The 14,390-nt window shown below is 60.2% G+C and carries 13 protein-coding genes and 1 tRNA gene; 6 read left to right on the top strand and 8 right to left on the bottom strand.

The genetic code is table 11. The annotated features are described in order from the left end of the window. Nucleotides 1-60 precede the first annotated feature (60 nt). Nucleotides 61-1,374, top strand: coding sequence for a Vps62-related protein (locus NVB75_RS21775; protein WP_258343253.1), 1,314 nt, complete (start codon nt 61-63; stop codon nt 1,372-1,374). Here NVB75_RS21775 and NVB75_RS21770 read toward each other — a convergent pair. From NVB75_RS21770 to NVB75_RS21740, 7 genes are all read right to left on the bottom strand, one after another. After that, nucleotides 1,327-2,085, bottom strand: coding sequence for an ABC transporter substrate-binding protein (locus NVB75_RS21770; protein WP_258343252.1), 759 nt, complete (start codon nt 2,083-2,085; stop codon nt 1,327-1,329). The two genes, NVB75_RS21775 and NVB75_RS21770, sit on opposite strands and share 48 nt — an antisense overlap. Before the next feature lie 66 nt (nt 2,086-2,151). Further along, complete coding sequence (gene hisF, locus NVB75_RS21765) at nt 2,152-2,922, bottom strand: imidazole glycerol phosphate synthase subunit HisF (protein WP_017138643.1); 771 nt, start codon at nt 2,920-2,922, stop codon at nt 2,152-2,154. 9 nt (nt 2,923-2,931) lie between these two features. After that, complete coding sequence (gene hisA, locus NVB75_RS21760; RefSeq protein WP_003187784.1) at nt 2,932-3,669, bottom strand: 1-(5-phosphoribosyl)-5-[(5-phosphoribosylamino)methylideneamino]imidazole-4-carboxamide isomerase; 738 nt, start codon at nt 3,667-3,669, stop codon at nt 2,932-2,934. Between the two features lie 39 nt (nt 3,670-3,708). After that, nucleotides 3,709-3,966: a DUF2164 domain-containing protein gene (locus NVB75_RS21755; RefSeq protein WP_003218033.1), complete on the bottom strand. Its 258-nt coding sequence runs from the start codon at nt 3,964-3,966 to the stop codon at nt 3,709-3,711. Then, nucleotides 3,966-4,604, bottom strand: a complete 639-nt coding sequence (hisH, locus tag NVB75_RS21750) for an imidazole glycerol phosphate synthase subunit HisH (protein ID WP_017478168.1) — start codon at nt 4,602-4,604, stop codon at nt 3,966-3,968. The genes NVB75_RS21755 and hisH overlap by 1 nt, the downstream gene beginning before the upstream one ends. Next, the gene (gene hisB / locus NVB75_RS21745; protein WP_003218037.1) at nt 4,604-5,197 is read right to left on the bottom strand and encodes an imidazoleglycerol-phosphate dehydratase HisB; all 594 of its coding nucleotides are present in this window, start codon (nt 5,195-5,197) and stop codon (nt 4,604-4,606) included. Before hisB ends, hisH begins: the two co-directional genes overlap by 1 nt. Before the next feature lie 256 nt (nt 5,198-5,453). After that, nucleotides 5,454-7,115, bottom strand: a complete 1,662-nt coding sequence (locus NVB75_RS21740) for an OFA family MFS transporter (RefSeq protein ID WP_010169062.1) — start codon at nt 7,113-7,115, stop codon at nt 5,454-5,456. Between the two features lie 323 nt (nt 7,116-7,438). Between NVB75_RS21740 and NVB75_RS21735 the strand changes: the two genes are divergently transcribed. The 5 genes from NVB75_RS21735 (at nt 7,439) to NVB75_RS21715 (ending at nt 12,636) form a co-directional block, all read left to right on the top strand. After that, nucleotides 7,439-9,655, top strand: a complete 2,217-nt coding sequence (locus NVB75_RS21735; protein WP_258343250.1) for an AsmA family protein — start codon at nt 7,439-7,441, stop codon at nt 9,653-9,655. Next, nucleotides 9,652-10,719, top strand: coding sequence for an A/G-specific adenine glycosylase (gene mutY / locus NVB75_RS21730; RefSeq protein ID WP_258343249.1), 1,068 nt, complete (start codon nt 9,652-9,654; stop codon nt 10,717-10,719). Before NVB75_RS21735 ends, mutY begins: the two co-directional genes overlap by 4 nt. Next, the gene (locus NVB75_RS21725; RefSeq protein ID WP_258343248.1) at nt 10,716-10,988 is read left to right on the top strand and encodes an oxidative damage protection protein; all 273 of its coding nucleotides are present in this window, start codon (nt 10,716-10,718) and stop codon (nt 10,986-10,988) included. Before mutY ends, NVB75_RS21725 begins: the two co-directional genes overlap by 4 nt. A 103-nt stretch (nt 10,989-11,091) precedes the next feature. Then, a tRNA-Phe gene (locus NVB75_RS21720) sits at nt 11,092-11,167 on the top strand. A gap of 308 nt (nt 11,168-11,475) precedes the next feature. Beyond that, nucleotides 11,476-12,636 carry a Fic family protein gene (locus NVB75_RS21715; RefSeq protein WP_258343247.1) on the top strand — a complete coding sequence of 387 codons (1,161 nt, stop codon included), beginning with the start codon at nt 11,476-11,478 and terminating at the stop codon, nt 12,634-12,636. Nucleotides 12,637-12,707: 71 nt separating this feature from the next. On the opposite strand, the gene NVB75_RS21710 is transcribed toward NVB75_RS21715, so the two are convergent. Beyond that, a complete protein-coding gene (locus NVB75_RS21710; RefSeq protein WP_258343246.1) occupies nt 12,708-14,348 on the bottom strand; it encodes a glycosyltransferase family 39 protein in 1,641 nt (546 codons plus the stop codon). Between the last annotated feature and the right edge of the window lie 42 nt (nt 14,349-14,390).

Below are 14,390 nucleotides of genomic sequence, written 5' to 3'. Positions count from 1 at the left end.
CGCTCCTGCCCCTGCAGACTCTCCGATAGTGGATCCCTGGATCAACTGGAGAGTCTCCTCATGAACGCACTGCAATACAAAGACCTGCTCATCAATTTCACGTCCGAATTCATCCCTCTGTGGAATGACCGGGGATCGGGAGTTTACAAGTCCATAAGCTTTTGGCGGCCGGCCACTTCAGCCGACTCGCTGAGCCAATTCTTCCCGCTGGGTGACATCGCGGTCGAAGGCTATCGCAATATCAACCAGCAGAAAGTCGTCGCCGTCATCAGCGACGCGAATAAGGTCGACGGCACCGCACTTCGTTCACCCGATGAGTTCGAGTTGGTGTGGAAGGATGCCGGCTCGGGCGCGCGCACCGACTTTTCCCTGTGGCGTCCATTGCCGCCTGAAGGTTATGTATCCATGGGACTGGTGTGCGGCGTGGGCTACGACAAACCTTCGCGCAATACGGTGCGCTGTGTGCGCGAGGATCTGGTCACGGCGGCCCAGACCGGGCAATTGATCTGGACCGACAAGGGCAGTGGCGCACCAATGGACTTCAGTGCCTGGGAAATCAAGCCCGCCGACGCAGCCCCTGGTGAAATCAATTTGGCCCCCGGCACCTTTATCGGCACCACCAGCTACGCGAAACCGACCGCCACGGCCTATTCGTTGTGCCTGCCCCTGACCGACGCAGTGTACGAGCGACCGCAGCCACCGCAGCTCTCCGGCTACGCACCACCTGCGGCACTGCACACACTGGCACAGCCTCAGATTTGCCAACTTCCCTGGTTTACCGTGAAAGACCCGGACCTGAGCCCTGTCGAACAATTGCAAACCTGCCCCATGTATCGACTGGAAAGGATTGATCACTACTTGTTCGTCGGCTTTGGGCACAACCAGGCGGCCACCAGTCAACCCTTCATGTGGACAGCCACAAAGGGCGAGACCGGGGAGCAGTCAAGAGCTCTCACCGCCACCTCCAGCATTGAGCTATGCAGTGAGTGGCCTGCGGATGCCCGCGCCTTTGAACTGGGATTTTCCGCCCACCTGAACCAGGACTTTACCCATTGCCAGCGCTCGGCAAAGGGCTGGGGGCATCTGTCGGCGCTGGAAATCATCAGCTACATCCCGGCCAACAAAGCCGTCGCGGCCTACGTCATCCAGAGTGAATATCGCCTGCTGCGTGAAGATGGCAGCCAGGTGACCGGCACCGTCACCTATACCAACGGCGATAACGTGTACGTGAGCGAGTATCCCGCCTCCGAGCCGGAGCGCATTGACGAGCCGCCAGCCGAACGGCCGCTCAAGCAGGCCGTGGAACTACCCCTGGCCGAGCCCAGCCTAGAGATAACGCCCCATGATTTCATCGACGACACCCTCCTGCCGTAACTGATCGAGGGCTGCCTGGAGTTTCGCCACTACGTCATCCGGCACATTTTTGTTCAGCGCCAGGTACAGCTCCGCGCTGTTGAAACGCAGCACGGTCTTGAGCCCGGTCACCCCGACCTGGCGCGCCAGGTAACGGCCCGCCGGGTCGCCGGTGGCCCACAGGTCGATCTGGCCATCGAGCAGTTTTTGCGCATTGTCTTGATCCCGCAGCACGATGACCGGCTTCAGGCCTTGTTTCTCAAGGCTCTCGGCGATGGCGTCGCCCTTGTAGGCGCCGATCCTGTAACGCCGGGCTTGCTCAAGGTCGCTCAGTTGGATCTTGCTGTCGGCCTTGGCCAGCAGCACCCAATCGTCCGGGCCGATGGGGCCGACCCATTTGAACAGCGCCTCACGGTCCGGCAGACGCGCCATCACGAACACGCCGTAGCCGGGTTTTTCCAGGGCGAGTTTGTAGATTCGTTCCCAGGGGAAACGCAGAGTGAGGTTGTAGGAAATGCCGGCACGCTTGAAGGTCTCGCGGACGATGTCCACGGCGATGCCTTCGATGTTCTCTTCCTTGGCGAAGTTCTTGCCGTTTTTCGCCATGTTGTAAGGCGGGAAGTTTTCCGTCAGCAGCACCAGGGAAGCGCCGTCGGACGGTTCATCGGCATGGGCCGAACCCGTCAACAGAACGGTGGCACTGGCGAGGGCGAGCAGCAGGTCTCTGAACATGAAAGTTACCGGAATCCATGGCAAGCCCAGAGAGTGCCGCGAGCCTGCCATGGTGTCCAGTGACGTTTAGCGAACGACGATACCGCGTGCCGCCATGTAGGCCTTTGCCTCGGGAACGGTGTATTCGCCAAAGTGGAAAATACTCGCTGCCAGCACCGCACTGGCGTGGCCTTCGATCACGCCGTCGGCCAGATGTTGCAGGTTGCCGACGCCACCGGAAGCAATCACCGGGATGCCCAAGGCATCGCTGATGGCACGGGTCACGCCCAGGTCGAAGCCGTTTTTCATGCCGTCCTGGTCCATGCTGGTCAGCAGGATCTCACCGGCGCCCAGGGCTTCCATCTTCATCGCCCACTCCACGGCATCCAATCCGGTCGGCTTGCGCCCGCCGTGGGTGAAGATCTCCCAGCGCGGGGTTTCGCCCGGGCCGGAGACTTTCTTGGCGTCGATGGCGACGACGATGCATTGAGAGCCGAAGTGCTGCGCAGCTTCGCCGACAAACTCCGGGTTGAACACGGCGGCGGTGTTGATCGAGACCTTGTCCGCGCCGGCATTCAGCAGGTTGCGAATGTCCTGCACGGTGCGCACGCCACCGCCCACGGTCAGCGGGATAAACACCTGGCTGGCCATGCGCTCGACGGTATGCAGCGTGGTGTCACGACCATCGACGCTGGCGGTGATGTCGAGAAAGGTAATCTCGTCAGCACCCTGTTCGTCGTAGCGACGGGCGATTTCCACCGGGTCGCCGGCGTCACGGATGTTCTCGAACTTGACGCCCTTGACCACGCGACCGTTGTCGACGTCCAGGCAAGGGATGATGCGTTTGGCCAGCGCCATGGTCAGTCCTCAGCCGTTGTAGGCGTCGCAGTAAGCCTGGGCTTCAGCGACGTCCAGAGTGCCTTCATAGATCGCCCGGCCGGTGATGGCGCCGATGATCCCTGGCGCCTTCGCGTCCAGCAGCGACTTGATGTCGCCCAGGTTGTGGATACCGCCGGAAGCGATCACCGGGATTTTGGTAGCCGCGGCCAGCGCCGCGGTGAACGGTACGTTGCAGCCCTGCATCATGCCGTCTTTGGCGATGTCGGTATAAACGATGGCGGAGACGCCGTCGGCTTCAAACTGCTTGGCCAGGTCGATCACTTGGACGGTGCTGATTTCCGCCCAGCCGTCGGTGGCGACAAAACCGTCTTTGGCGTCGAGGCCGACGATCACCTTGCCCGGGAACGCGCGGCAGGCTTCTGCGACGAAGGCCGGGTCTTTCACGGCCTTCGTGCCGATGATCACGTAGCTCACGCCCGCTTTCACGTAGTGCTCGATGGTTTCCAGGGAGCGGATGCCGCCACCAATCTGGATCGGCAGGTTCGGGTAACGCTTGGCGATCGCCGTCACCACTTCGCCGTTGACCGGCTGGCCTTCGAACGCACCGTTCAAGTCCACCAGATGCAGACGACGGCAACCGCCTTCCACCCACTTGGCAGCCATGCTCACCGGGTCATCGGAGAACACCGTGGAATCTTCCATGCGGCCCTGGCGCAGACGTACGCAGGCGCCGTCCTTGAGATCGATAGCGGGAATAATCAGCATCTGGCAAACCTTATTCGATATTCAGCGTTGCTCGGGAAATCAGGGTTTCTCGAGCGCCCACAAGTCGCTTTCGATGCTTTCGAACCTTTCTTTAAGGTGCGTCTGCACATCGAAAATCGCCCTGTTGTAATAGTGCGGAGCAATTTCAGTGGTGAACAGTTCGAGGATTTCTGCGACCTCGAACGAACCGAGCTTGAGCTCGAAGCGGTCTTCCATGAAACGCTTGATCTTGTCGGTGGCCTCACTCTCCTGTTGGGGAGTGAGGTTCAAGATCGGCGGCTTGACCTTCTTGGCCATTACCAGCGCCCGTCCCACGCGGCGAAGTTCTGCAGCAATTGCAGGCCATGGGTATGGCTCTTCTCCGGGTGGAACTGCACGGCAAAGCGCGAACCGTCGGCCAGGGCCGCGGCGAAGTCGACGCCATAGTGCCCGCCACCCACCACCTGACGCGGGTTACCGGCGGCGATGTAATAGCTGTGCACGAAATAGAAACGCGCCAGGTCCGGCACGTTGTGCCACAGCGGGTGGTCCACGGTCTGGCGTACTTCGTTCCAGCCCATGTGCGGCACCTTCAGGTGCTCGCCGTCTTCGTGCAGGTCCTTGCCGAAAAACTTCACCTGGCCCGGGAACAGGCCGATGCAGTCGACGCCGGCGTTCTCTTCGCTGCTGTCGAGCAACGCTTGCATGCCCACGCAGATGCCGAGGAACGGCCGGTCCTGGCTGACTTCACGCACCAGGCTGTCGAAGCCCAGGCGGCGAATCTCGGCCATGCAGTCGCGAATCGCGCCAACCCCCGGGAACACCACCCGGTCGGCTTCGCGAATCACGTCGGCATCGCTGGTGATCAGCACCTTGCCGGCACCTACGTGCTCGAGGGCCTTGGCCACCGAGTGCAGGTTACCCATGCCGTAATCGATAACCGCGACCGTCTGCATTACAGGACGCCCTTGGTCGACGGCATTTGCCCGGCCATGCGGTCATCCAGCTCTACGGCCATGCGCAGGGCGCGACCGAAGGCCTTGAACACGGTCTCGATCTGGTGGTGAGTGTTGGTGCCGCGCAGGTTGTCGATGTGCAGGCTGACCAGCGCGTGGTTGACGAAACCCTGGAAGAATTCCTGGAACAGGTCAACGTCGAAGCCGCCCACGGTGGCGCGGGTGTAGGGTACGTGCATCTGCAGGCCTGGACGGCCGGAGAAGTCGATGACCACACGCGACAGCGCTTCATCCAGCGGGACATAGGCGTGGCCGTAGCGACGGATGCCTTTCTTGTCGCCGATGGCTTTGGCAAAAGCCTGGCCCAACGTGATACCGACGTCTTCCACGGTGTGGTGGTCGTCGATATGCAGGTCGCCCTTGCTGACGATATCCAGGTCGATCAGCCCGTGACGGGCGATCTGGTCCAGCATGTGCTCAAGAAAAGGTACACCGATATCAAATCGGGCCTTTCCGGTGCCATCCAGGTTAATCGAGGCTTTGATCTGGGTTTCCAGAGTGTCGCGCTCGACGGACGCCTTACGTTCGGCCATCACCAGCTCCGCAAAATCATTGGGCGAAAAAGGCAGCCATTATAGGGGCGCGGGCGCTAAACAGAAACATCGGAGGGGATAAGACTGATGGAGTGTCGGGGATAGACATGTCAGTACAAGTGTGGGAGCAGCTTTGTGTGGGAGCGGGCTTGCTCGCGAAAGCGGTGTGTCAGCCAATACATGGGCTGACTGATCCATCGCATTCGCGAGCAAGCCCGCTCCCACACACGCCCGCTCCCACAAGGGTTACGCGGTGTTAGTGGAACAGTACCGCAGTTTTCTGCAGGGTGACCCACACGCCCCACGCCAACGGAATACCCACCACCAGCCAGGCAGCCACCGCCAATGGCACGCTGCCGGAGGAGGCTTTCCATTCCAGCACGGTGCTGGAATCGGCGCCCTTGTCGTGGCCCAGCGCCTGTTCGGCAGCCAGTTCGGCGTCGGTCATGAAGTACTTGTCGGCCACCGGCCGTACCAGCAGGTTGCAGATGAAGCCCAGCACCAGCAGACCGGCGAGGATGTACAAGGTGATGTCGTAAGCGGCAGCGCGTTCAACGCCGATGCTCAACTGGTACTCGCGCAGGTAGTTCACCAACACCGGGCCCAACACGCCCGCCGCTGCCCATGCGGTCAGCAGACGACCGTGGATCGCGCCCACCATTTGCGTACCGAACAGGTCTGCCAGGTAAGCCGGGACGGTCGCAAAACCACCGCCGTACATCGACAGGATGATGCAGAACGCCGCCACGAACAGCGCGACGTTGCCCAGGTGACCCAGGTTCGGGATCAACGCGTACAGGGCAAAGCCCAATGCGAAGAACACGAAGTAGGTGTTTTTACGGCCCAGGTAGTCGGAGAACGATGCCCAGAAGAACCGGCCACCGATGTTGAACAGGCTCAACAGGCCGGTAAAGCCGGCGGCGATGGCCGCGATGGAAGCCAGTTGACCGGCATCCAGTTGGCCAAACGTCAGGCCGTTACCCAGCAATTTACCGCCGAACACTTCCTGCAGCAGCGGCGAAGCCATGCCGAGGATGCCGATACCGGCCGATACGTTCAGGCACAGCACCAGCCACACCAGGCGGAATTGCGGGGTTTTCCAGGCCACGTTTACGTGCACGTGACGGTGAGTAATCATCGCGTTGCTTGCTTTTTTCGCCGGGGCAGTCCAGCCCTCAGGCTTCCAGCCGGTCGGCGGAACGCGGTAGGACAAGGCGCCGCCGATCATGAACACGAAGTAGATCACGGCCATGACCACGAAGCTCTGCCACACGCCAACGCTGGTCGGCGAAGCGAAGTGGCCCATCAGGGCGGCTGCCAACGGAGCACCAACCATCGCGCCGCCGCCGAAACCCATGATCGCCATGCCGGTAGCCATGCCGCGCTTGTCCGGGAACCACTTGATCAGGGTCGAGACCGGCGAGATATAGCCCAGTCCCAGGCCGATACCACCAATGACCCCGGAGCCGATCCACATCAGCCAGATCTGGTGGGTATAGATCCCCAACGCAGAGATCAGCAGACCGCCGCACCAGCACAAGGCCGACACGACACCGGCTTTACGTGGCCCGGCATGTTCCAGCCAGCCGCCCCAGATCGCTGCCGAGCAACCCAGGAAGATGAAGAACAGAGTGTAGATCCAGCCCAGCATGGAGATGGGCCAGTCGCATTGCGACGAGAAGACCTGGCTGATAAAGCTCATGTCCGGCGCACAGGCGACTGGTGCGGTGATACCCAGCGCCTTGGACAACGGCAACCAGAACACCGAGAAGCCGTAGGCCATGCCGATACACAGGTGGATGGCCAGGGCGGCCGGTGGTACCAGCCAACGGTTGAACCCAGGCTTGGCGATAATGCGCTCCTTGGACAGGAACGCAGGCTGTGCAGCAGTATGACCCGCCGCAGTGCTAGTGCTCATTGGTGTTTCCCCCAGTTATTAGTATGTGTCCGTCGGGCGCTCTCTCCCTCGGCCTGGCACGCAAAGCGTGGCCGTTTTTTTGAGTAAAGCTCCATTTTGGCGCGACGTTTAGCCGCAGAAGGCGGACGAACACGCAGAGATTAGCATCTGTGGATGACAGAAAAACCAAACTGCCATCACCTTTTCCAGGTTATCTGTCTTTTTTGACGCCAAAATCCCGTTTTTCCGACCTTGGATACAATGTAACTATCCGCGAACTGACGTAAGCCTTCGGGCGTTATACTCTTCGGCTAAATTTTAAATCGACATACAAGGACTCGCCCATGAAAGCGTTCGGCAAAATCCTGGGTCTGGTACTTCTCGGGCTGTTGCTGATCATTGTGGCTCTAGGCTTTGCCCTGACCCATCTCTTCGATCCCAACGACTACAAAGACGAGATTCGCCAGATTGCCCGCGACAAGGCTCACATCGAGCTGACGCTCAATGGCGACATCGGCTGGAGCCTGTTCCCCTGGCTAGGCCTGGAACTGCACGAGGCCAGCGTTGCGACCCTGACCAACCCGACCCAACCGTTTGCCGATTTGCAGATGCTCGGCCTGTCTGTTCGCGTGCTGCCTCTGCTACGCCGTGAAGTGCAGATGAGCGACGTGCGTGTCGAAGGCCTGAACCTGCGCCTGAACAAAGACGTGCATGGCCACGGCAACTGGGAAGACATCGGCAAGAATGTGCCGGACCCGGCCACCGCCACCAGTGCGCCCGCCGTCACTGAAGCGGCCACGCCGCCCAAGCCTGAAAAGCCGCCGCAGCCGATCCGCCTGGACATCGACAGCCTGACCATCAATAACGCCCGCGTCGAATACAACGATGAGCAGAGCGGTAAGCAGTTCAGCGCCGAAAGCATCCAATTGAGCGCCGGCGCGGTGCACGAAGGTGCAAGCATCCCACTGAAACTCACCGCATTCCTCGGCACCAATCAGCCGCTGATGCGCGTCAAGACCGAGTTGAACGGCAACCTGCGCATTCAGCGCGCCCTCCAGCGTTACCAGTTCGAAGACATGAAACTCAGTGGCGAAGCCACGGGCGAGCCGCTGCAAGGCAAGACCGTGACCTTTTCGACCCAGGGCCAATTGCTGGTGGACCTTGCCGCCAACATCGCCGAATGGACCAACATGAAGCTGTCGCTGAACCAACTGCGCGCCCTGGGCGAGCTGAAGGTCAACGACCTGGACAAGACTCCGCAGCTCAATGGTGCCCTGTCGATTGCCCAGTTTGACCTGGCCAAGTTCCTCGACAGCGTCGGCAACCCGCTGCCTCCGATGGCCGCAGGCAGCCTGAGCAAGGTCGAACTGGTCAGCCGCCTCAAGGGCACACCGACCAGCCTGGCGCTTGAAGACCTCAACCTGAAACTCGACGACAGCACCTTTACCGGGCGCGTGGCCGTGGATGATTTCGCCAAGCAATCCCTGCGAGTGCAGCTCAAGGCCGATACGTTCAACGCCGACAACTACCTGCCGGCCAAGTCCGAAGCCGCCAAAGGCGCTGCGGCCGCGCGCCAGGCTGAAGTACAGAACAGCGAAGCCGGCGCCATGGCGGCCGGGGGCACCACACCGCTGCCCGACGCGCCGACCAAGGCCGCGTGGAGCAACGACAAGCTGCTGCCACTGACCCGCCTGCGCACCCTGGACGTGAACGCCGACCTGTCCTTCGGACAATTGACCCTGAGCCATCTGCCGATCCAGAACGCCGCCCTGAAAGCCTCCGGCCTCGATGGTCAGCTCAAGCTCGACACCTTGAGCGGCGGCCTCTACAACGGCAGCTTCCAGGCCAACGGCAACCTTGACGTGCGCCAGGACATCCCGCTGCTGGCGCTGCAAACGCGCATCAAGCAAGTACCGATCGAACGCATCCTGCAAGCCCAGGGGCAGAACCCGCCGGTGAAGGGCCAGCTCACCCTCGACAGCAACCTCAATGGCCGCGGCAATAGCCAGAAAGCCCTGATCGACAGCCTCAACGGTACCGCCAGCTTCGCGATCAACAACGGTGTACTGCTCAACGCCAACCTTGAGCAACAGCTGTGCACCGGCATCGCCCTGCTCAACCGCAAGACCCTCAGCGGCGAGCAGCGCGGCAAGGACACCCCGTTCCAGGAGCTCAAGGGCAACCTGACCTTCCGCAACGGCGTGGCCAGCAACCCCGACCTCAAAGTGCGCATCCCGGGCCTGACCGTCAACGGCGACGGTGACGTCGACCTGCGCGTGCTGGGCATGGACTACCGCGTCGGCATCATCGTCGAAGGCGACCAGCGCGAAGTGCCGGACCCGGCTTGCCAAGTGGGCTCCAACTTCCAGAACATCGAAGTCCCGCTGCGCTGCCGTGGCCCGCTGGAACTGGGCGCCAAGGCGTGCCGCCTGGACAAGGACGGCTTGAGCCAGGTCGCCATCAAGGCAGCGGGCAACAAGCTCAGCGAGAAGCTTGAGCAGAAGCTCGACAAGGTCAATCCACAGTTGAAAGACGCGTTGAAGGGTCTGTTCAAGCGATGAGAAACGAGGAATTTTCAGAGGCGGTGCTGAACTGGTACGACCGCCACGGTCGCCACGACCTGCCCTGGCAACAGGGCATCACGCCTTACCGGGTGTGGGTCTCGGAGATCATGTTGCAGCAGACTCAGGTCAGCACCGTGCTGAACTACTTCGACCGGTTCATGGCGTCATTGCCAACGGTCGAAGCCCTGGCCGCCGCACCGGAAGACGAGGTGCTGCACCTGTGGACGGGGCTGGGTTACTACACCCGGGCGCGCAACCTGCAAAAGACCGCAAAGATCGTCGTGGCCGAATACGGCGGCGAGTTTCCCCGTGACGTTGAAAAGCTCACCGAATTGCCGGGCATCGGCCTATCTACCGCTGGCGCGATTGCCAGCCTGAGCATGGGCCTGCGGGCGCCGATCCTCGATGGCAACGTCAAACGCGTGCTGGCGCGCTTTACCGCCCAAGAGGGTTACCCGGGCGAGCCTAAGGTCGCCAAGCAGCTGTGGGCCACCGCAGAGCGCTTTACGCCCCACGACCGCGTCAACGCCTACACCCAGGCGATGATGGACATGGGCGCCACCCTTTGCACCCGCAGTAAACCCAGTTGCCTGCTGTGCCCGCTGGAAAAGGGCTGCGAAGCCCACATGCTCGGCCTGGAAACCCGCTACCCGATCCCCAAGCCGCGCAAGACCGTGCCCCAGAAGCGCACGCTGATGCCGATGCTGGCCAATGGCGAGGGCGCGATTCTGCTTTACCGTCGCCCTTCCACAGGCCTGTGGGGCGGTTTGTGGAGCTTGCCGGAGCTGGATGACCTGAGCGACCTGGAGCACCTGGCCAACCAGCACTCGCTGGCGCTGGGCAAGCATCAGGAACTGCCGAGCCTGATCCACACCTTCAGCCACTTCCAACTGGCTATCGAACCCTGGCTGGTCCAGGTCCAGGAGTCTGCCCATCACGTGGCCGAGGCTGACTGGCTCTGGTATAACCTCGCCACCCCGCCGCGCCTGGGCCTTGCCGCCCCGGTCAAGAAACTGCTGAAGCGCGCGGCTGAAGCATTGAACGCAGGAGTTCCGTCATGACCCGCACCATCATCTGCCGCAAGTACCACGAAAAATTGCCCGCCCTGGAACGCGCTCCGTTCCCCGGCGCCAAGGGCCAGGACATCTTCGATCACGTCTCCGCCAAGGCCTGGGCCGACTGGCAAAAGCACCAGACCCTGCTGATCAACGAAAAACGCCTGAACATGATGAACGCCGAAGACCGCAAATACCTGCAGGGCGAGATGGACAAGTTCTTTTCCGGCGAAGATTACGCCAAGGCCGACGGCTACGTGCCACCTGCTGAATAATTGATCAAATGTGGGGGTTGGTCCGTAAGCGACGGTAATAATTAAATATTTTTTGAAAACTTGCTTGACGACCCCCTGAAAAACCCGTTTAATGCGCCCCGTTGCCCAGATAGCTCAGTCGGTAGAGCAGGGGATTGAAAATCCCCGTGTCGGCGGTTCGATTCCGTCTCTGGGCACCACTAATTAGTTTCAGATGGTGCAAACGTCATCTGAAACACACAAGAAACCCGCCTAGTGCGGGTTTTTTGTTGTCCGGGATTTGTGGCCACTCACTTCATCTGTTGTGCGCCTCAAAAAGCGCCTCCAGGCCGGACCCGTACGACACGGTGCAGAGCGTTTTCCACTTCGAGTCACGGAAAATCCTACTTATCTCAATAGCACTTTTGAGATAGTGTGGCTCCTAATTAGGAACCAAGTGCCCACCCTATAGGCACCAAAGCACCTACTATTCGAGATAATCCCTCAACTCATCCGAGATAATCCTTCCATGGCCGAGTTTCTTCACCACGATCTCGAGCTTTTGAACCCGTCGTTCGATTCGGGCCTGGTTGACGTATTGAGCGAACTGGAACACCTGCGGCGCCTGCAATTGGGTGGGGACACACCGCCAACCGTTTTCTTCCAGCTAAAAGAGCTTTTCCATACGCTGGAAAGCCTGGGATCCGCACGAATCGAAGGCAACCACACGACCTTGGCCGATTACATCGAAAGCAAGGTTGAAGGAACGGCGCAGGCAACCGATCAGTTGCGCGAAATCGCGAACATCGAAAAAGCCATGGAATACATTGAAAGCGTCATGGAATCGGGCACGGAGCTCACCGAGTTCGTTATCCGCGAGCTTCACTCAATGACAGTTCATGACCTGCAGCGCGAGGGAGACCGTACGCCCGGCGCTTACCGTGAAGGCGGGGTCCGTATCGCTCAGTCACAGCATCTGCCGCCTGACGCAGTAATGGTGCCTGGATACATGCAAGAGCTGGTCGCCTTCATCAATAAAAAAGACCCACCCAAATATGACCTGATGAAGGTTGCACTCGCCCATCATCGATTCGGCTGGATTCACCCGTTCGGCAACGGAAACGGCCGAGTGGTACGCCTTCTCACCTACGCACTGCTGATGAAGTACGGCTTCAATGTCAGTACTGAAGGTCGAGTACTTAATCCTACTGCGGTTTTTTGTATTGATCGGGGAAGGTATTACTCAATGCTGTCGACCGCCGACACAGGCACCAGGGAAAGCCTTGAAGCCTGGTGCATTTATGTTCTGGGTGGCATTAGAGATGAGCTTGAAAAGGTAAACAGGCTGACTGACTACCGCTACCTGACCCAGCACGTTTTGGCACCCACCGTTGCGATGGCAAAAGAGCGAGGCTGGATTACGCCGTCGGAGGAGAAAATCCTGACTACCGCAGTCCAGTTGAAGGTGGTCAAGTCAGGTGATATCGCCAAGGCGTTGCCAAAACTTTCCGCGGCACAGAGAACCTACCAAATAAAGAAATTGGTCGACCAAGGCATGCTACTGCCCATTAGCCCTGGCGCGCGGCAATACACCATCGGCTTCTCAAACAATTATTTGATAAGAGGCGTCATCAAATCACTTCGTGAAGAAGGCTTCATACCGGAGCAGCTGGAGAATCCCTACGCATAGACGGCCTGAAATAGCACCTCAGCCCGAGCCCTACATCTGGATGCACCGCCACGACGGATACGGCGGCTGAGTTACTTCACCAGGAACACCAATAATGGGTTGTCATTCAACCGCCCATCGGACACCGGCGCCATATGCTCAAGCGGCGTGCCGCTCAGCAATGCGGTTTGCTTGCGCTCCACAATCACCCAGGCGGGGCGCGGCAGCGTGTCCACCAGCAACGGTTCGTTGCGCCCGATGAACAACGGCTGCTCGTCGTGATCCAGGTTCATGATGTAGCGAATCGCCCAGGTGTCTTTGGCCAGATCGACAAACACCAACGTTCCGGGACTATCGGCACGCAGCTTCTCCACCGCGCCAACGAAGTTCTTGGTGTCGTATTGCAGGTCCTTGGCCGGCTCCACCACCTTCACCAACACCAGCCATTGGGTCGCCAGCGCAATCAGGCTGAGCACCACCAGGCGCTGGCCGAGACTGCCCTGCAAACGGCGCCAGGCAATCCCCGCTGCCAGTTGCAACACAATCAGCACACCCACCAACGCAGGCACGGAAACGTCCGGCCAGTAACCGTGCTTGTGCCACAGGTGCCGACAGACGAACACCACCACGATGCCCAGCACCGGTAACACAGCCACCAGCCACTCATAGCCACGACGCACCCTGAGCAGCCAGCCTTGGGCCTGGAGCAGGCCATAGGCGGCTACAGCAGCAAACATCGGGACCATCGGCACGATGTAATAGGCGCGCTTGAAGTGCGGGACGGACAAGCCCACCAAAATCATCAGGCCGCAGGCGGCCAGGCGCAGCATCAACTGCACGTCGGCATCGTCGTTACGCATCGACCATTTGTGGCGCAGGGCAATCATCGTTGCCAGTGCCAGCGGTACCACCGGGAAGTAACGGTACAGGCTCAGCTTGAAGTAGAAGTAGAACGCCTCACCGGATTCGTCGAGGCGCCCGGCGAACTGCATCCGCAGCACATCATCGACGAAGGCTTCGCCACCGCTGATCCGCGCCAGCTTCAATAGCAACCACCAACAGCCGGCCAGCAGGATCAGGCCGATCACGCCATGGGCAATGACCTTTTTCAGCACGCCAATTCGCTCTTGCCGAGTGCGAGCGGGGCCCAGCGCCCAGTAGACACACACCACCCCGCACACCTCAATCAGCCCCAGCGGCCCACGAATGGCAAACGCCACCACGAACAACGGAAAGACCGCATATTGGCGCAGCCTCGAACCCATGCGCTCGCCGGTATGCAACAGGTAGAAAGCACCGAGGCACAACAACGAGACCATCTGGTCCAGGCACACCGAGCGCGACTTCTCCAGCAATTGCGCGGTCAATGCGGTGAGCAGCACCGTCAGCAGCGCCCACGCTCGGCCCGACGGCACCAGCAAGCGGTAGATCAGCGCCATGACCCCGGCCGACGCCATGGCGGTGGGCATCACGTTGGCCAAGTCGTTGGGCGCGCCGAACAAGCGGGCAAAAAGGTAGCTGAGGTAGGTCGCGGTGCCCGGGTAGTCCGGGTAAGGCTCACCGTAGGTGGTAGGAAACAGGCTCGCGCCGTGGCGAAACATCTCTTGCATGAACACGGCCCAGCGGCCGTCGAAGCCTTGTGGTTGCTGGTCCCAGATGCCCAGGGTAAACAGCAGCAAGGCGATAACGAAAATGCCCAGCGATTCCATTCGAAAGCGATTGTGTTGATCCATTATTCAGCCTGTCAGGTGGGGTAAACCGGGCCATGTTGCCGA

It is taken from the genome of Pseudomonas sp. CBS (assembly GCF_024734645.1).
Lineage (GTDB): Bacteria > Pseudomonadota > Gammaproteobacteria > Pseudomonadales > Pseudomonadaceae > Aquipseudomonas.
The sequence above is the reverse complement of the archived record's forward strand: the minus strand, read 5'-3'. Positions and strand labels throughout refer to the sequence as shown.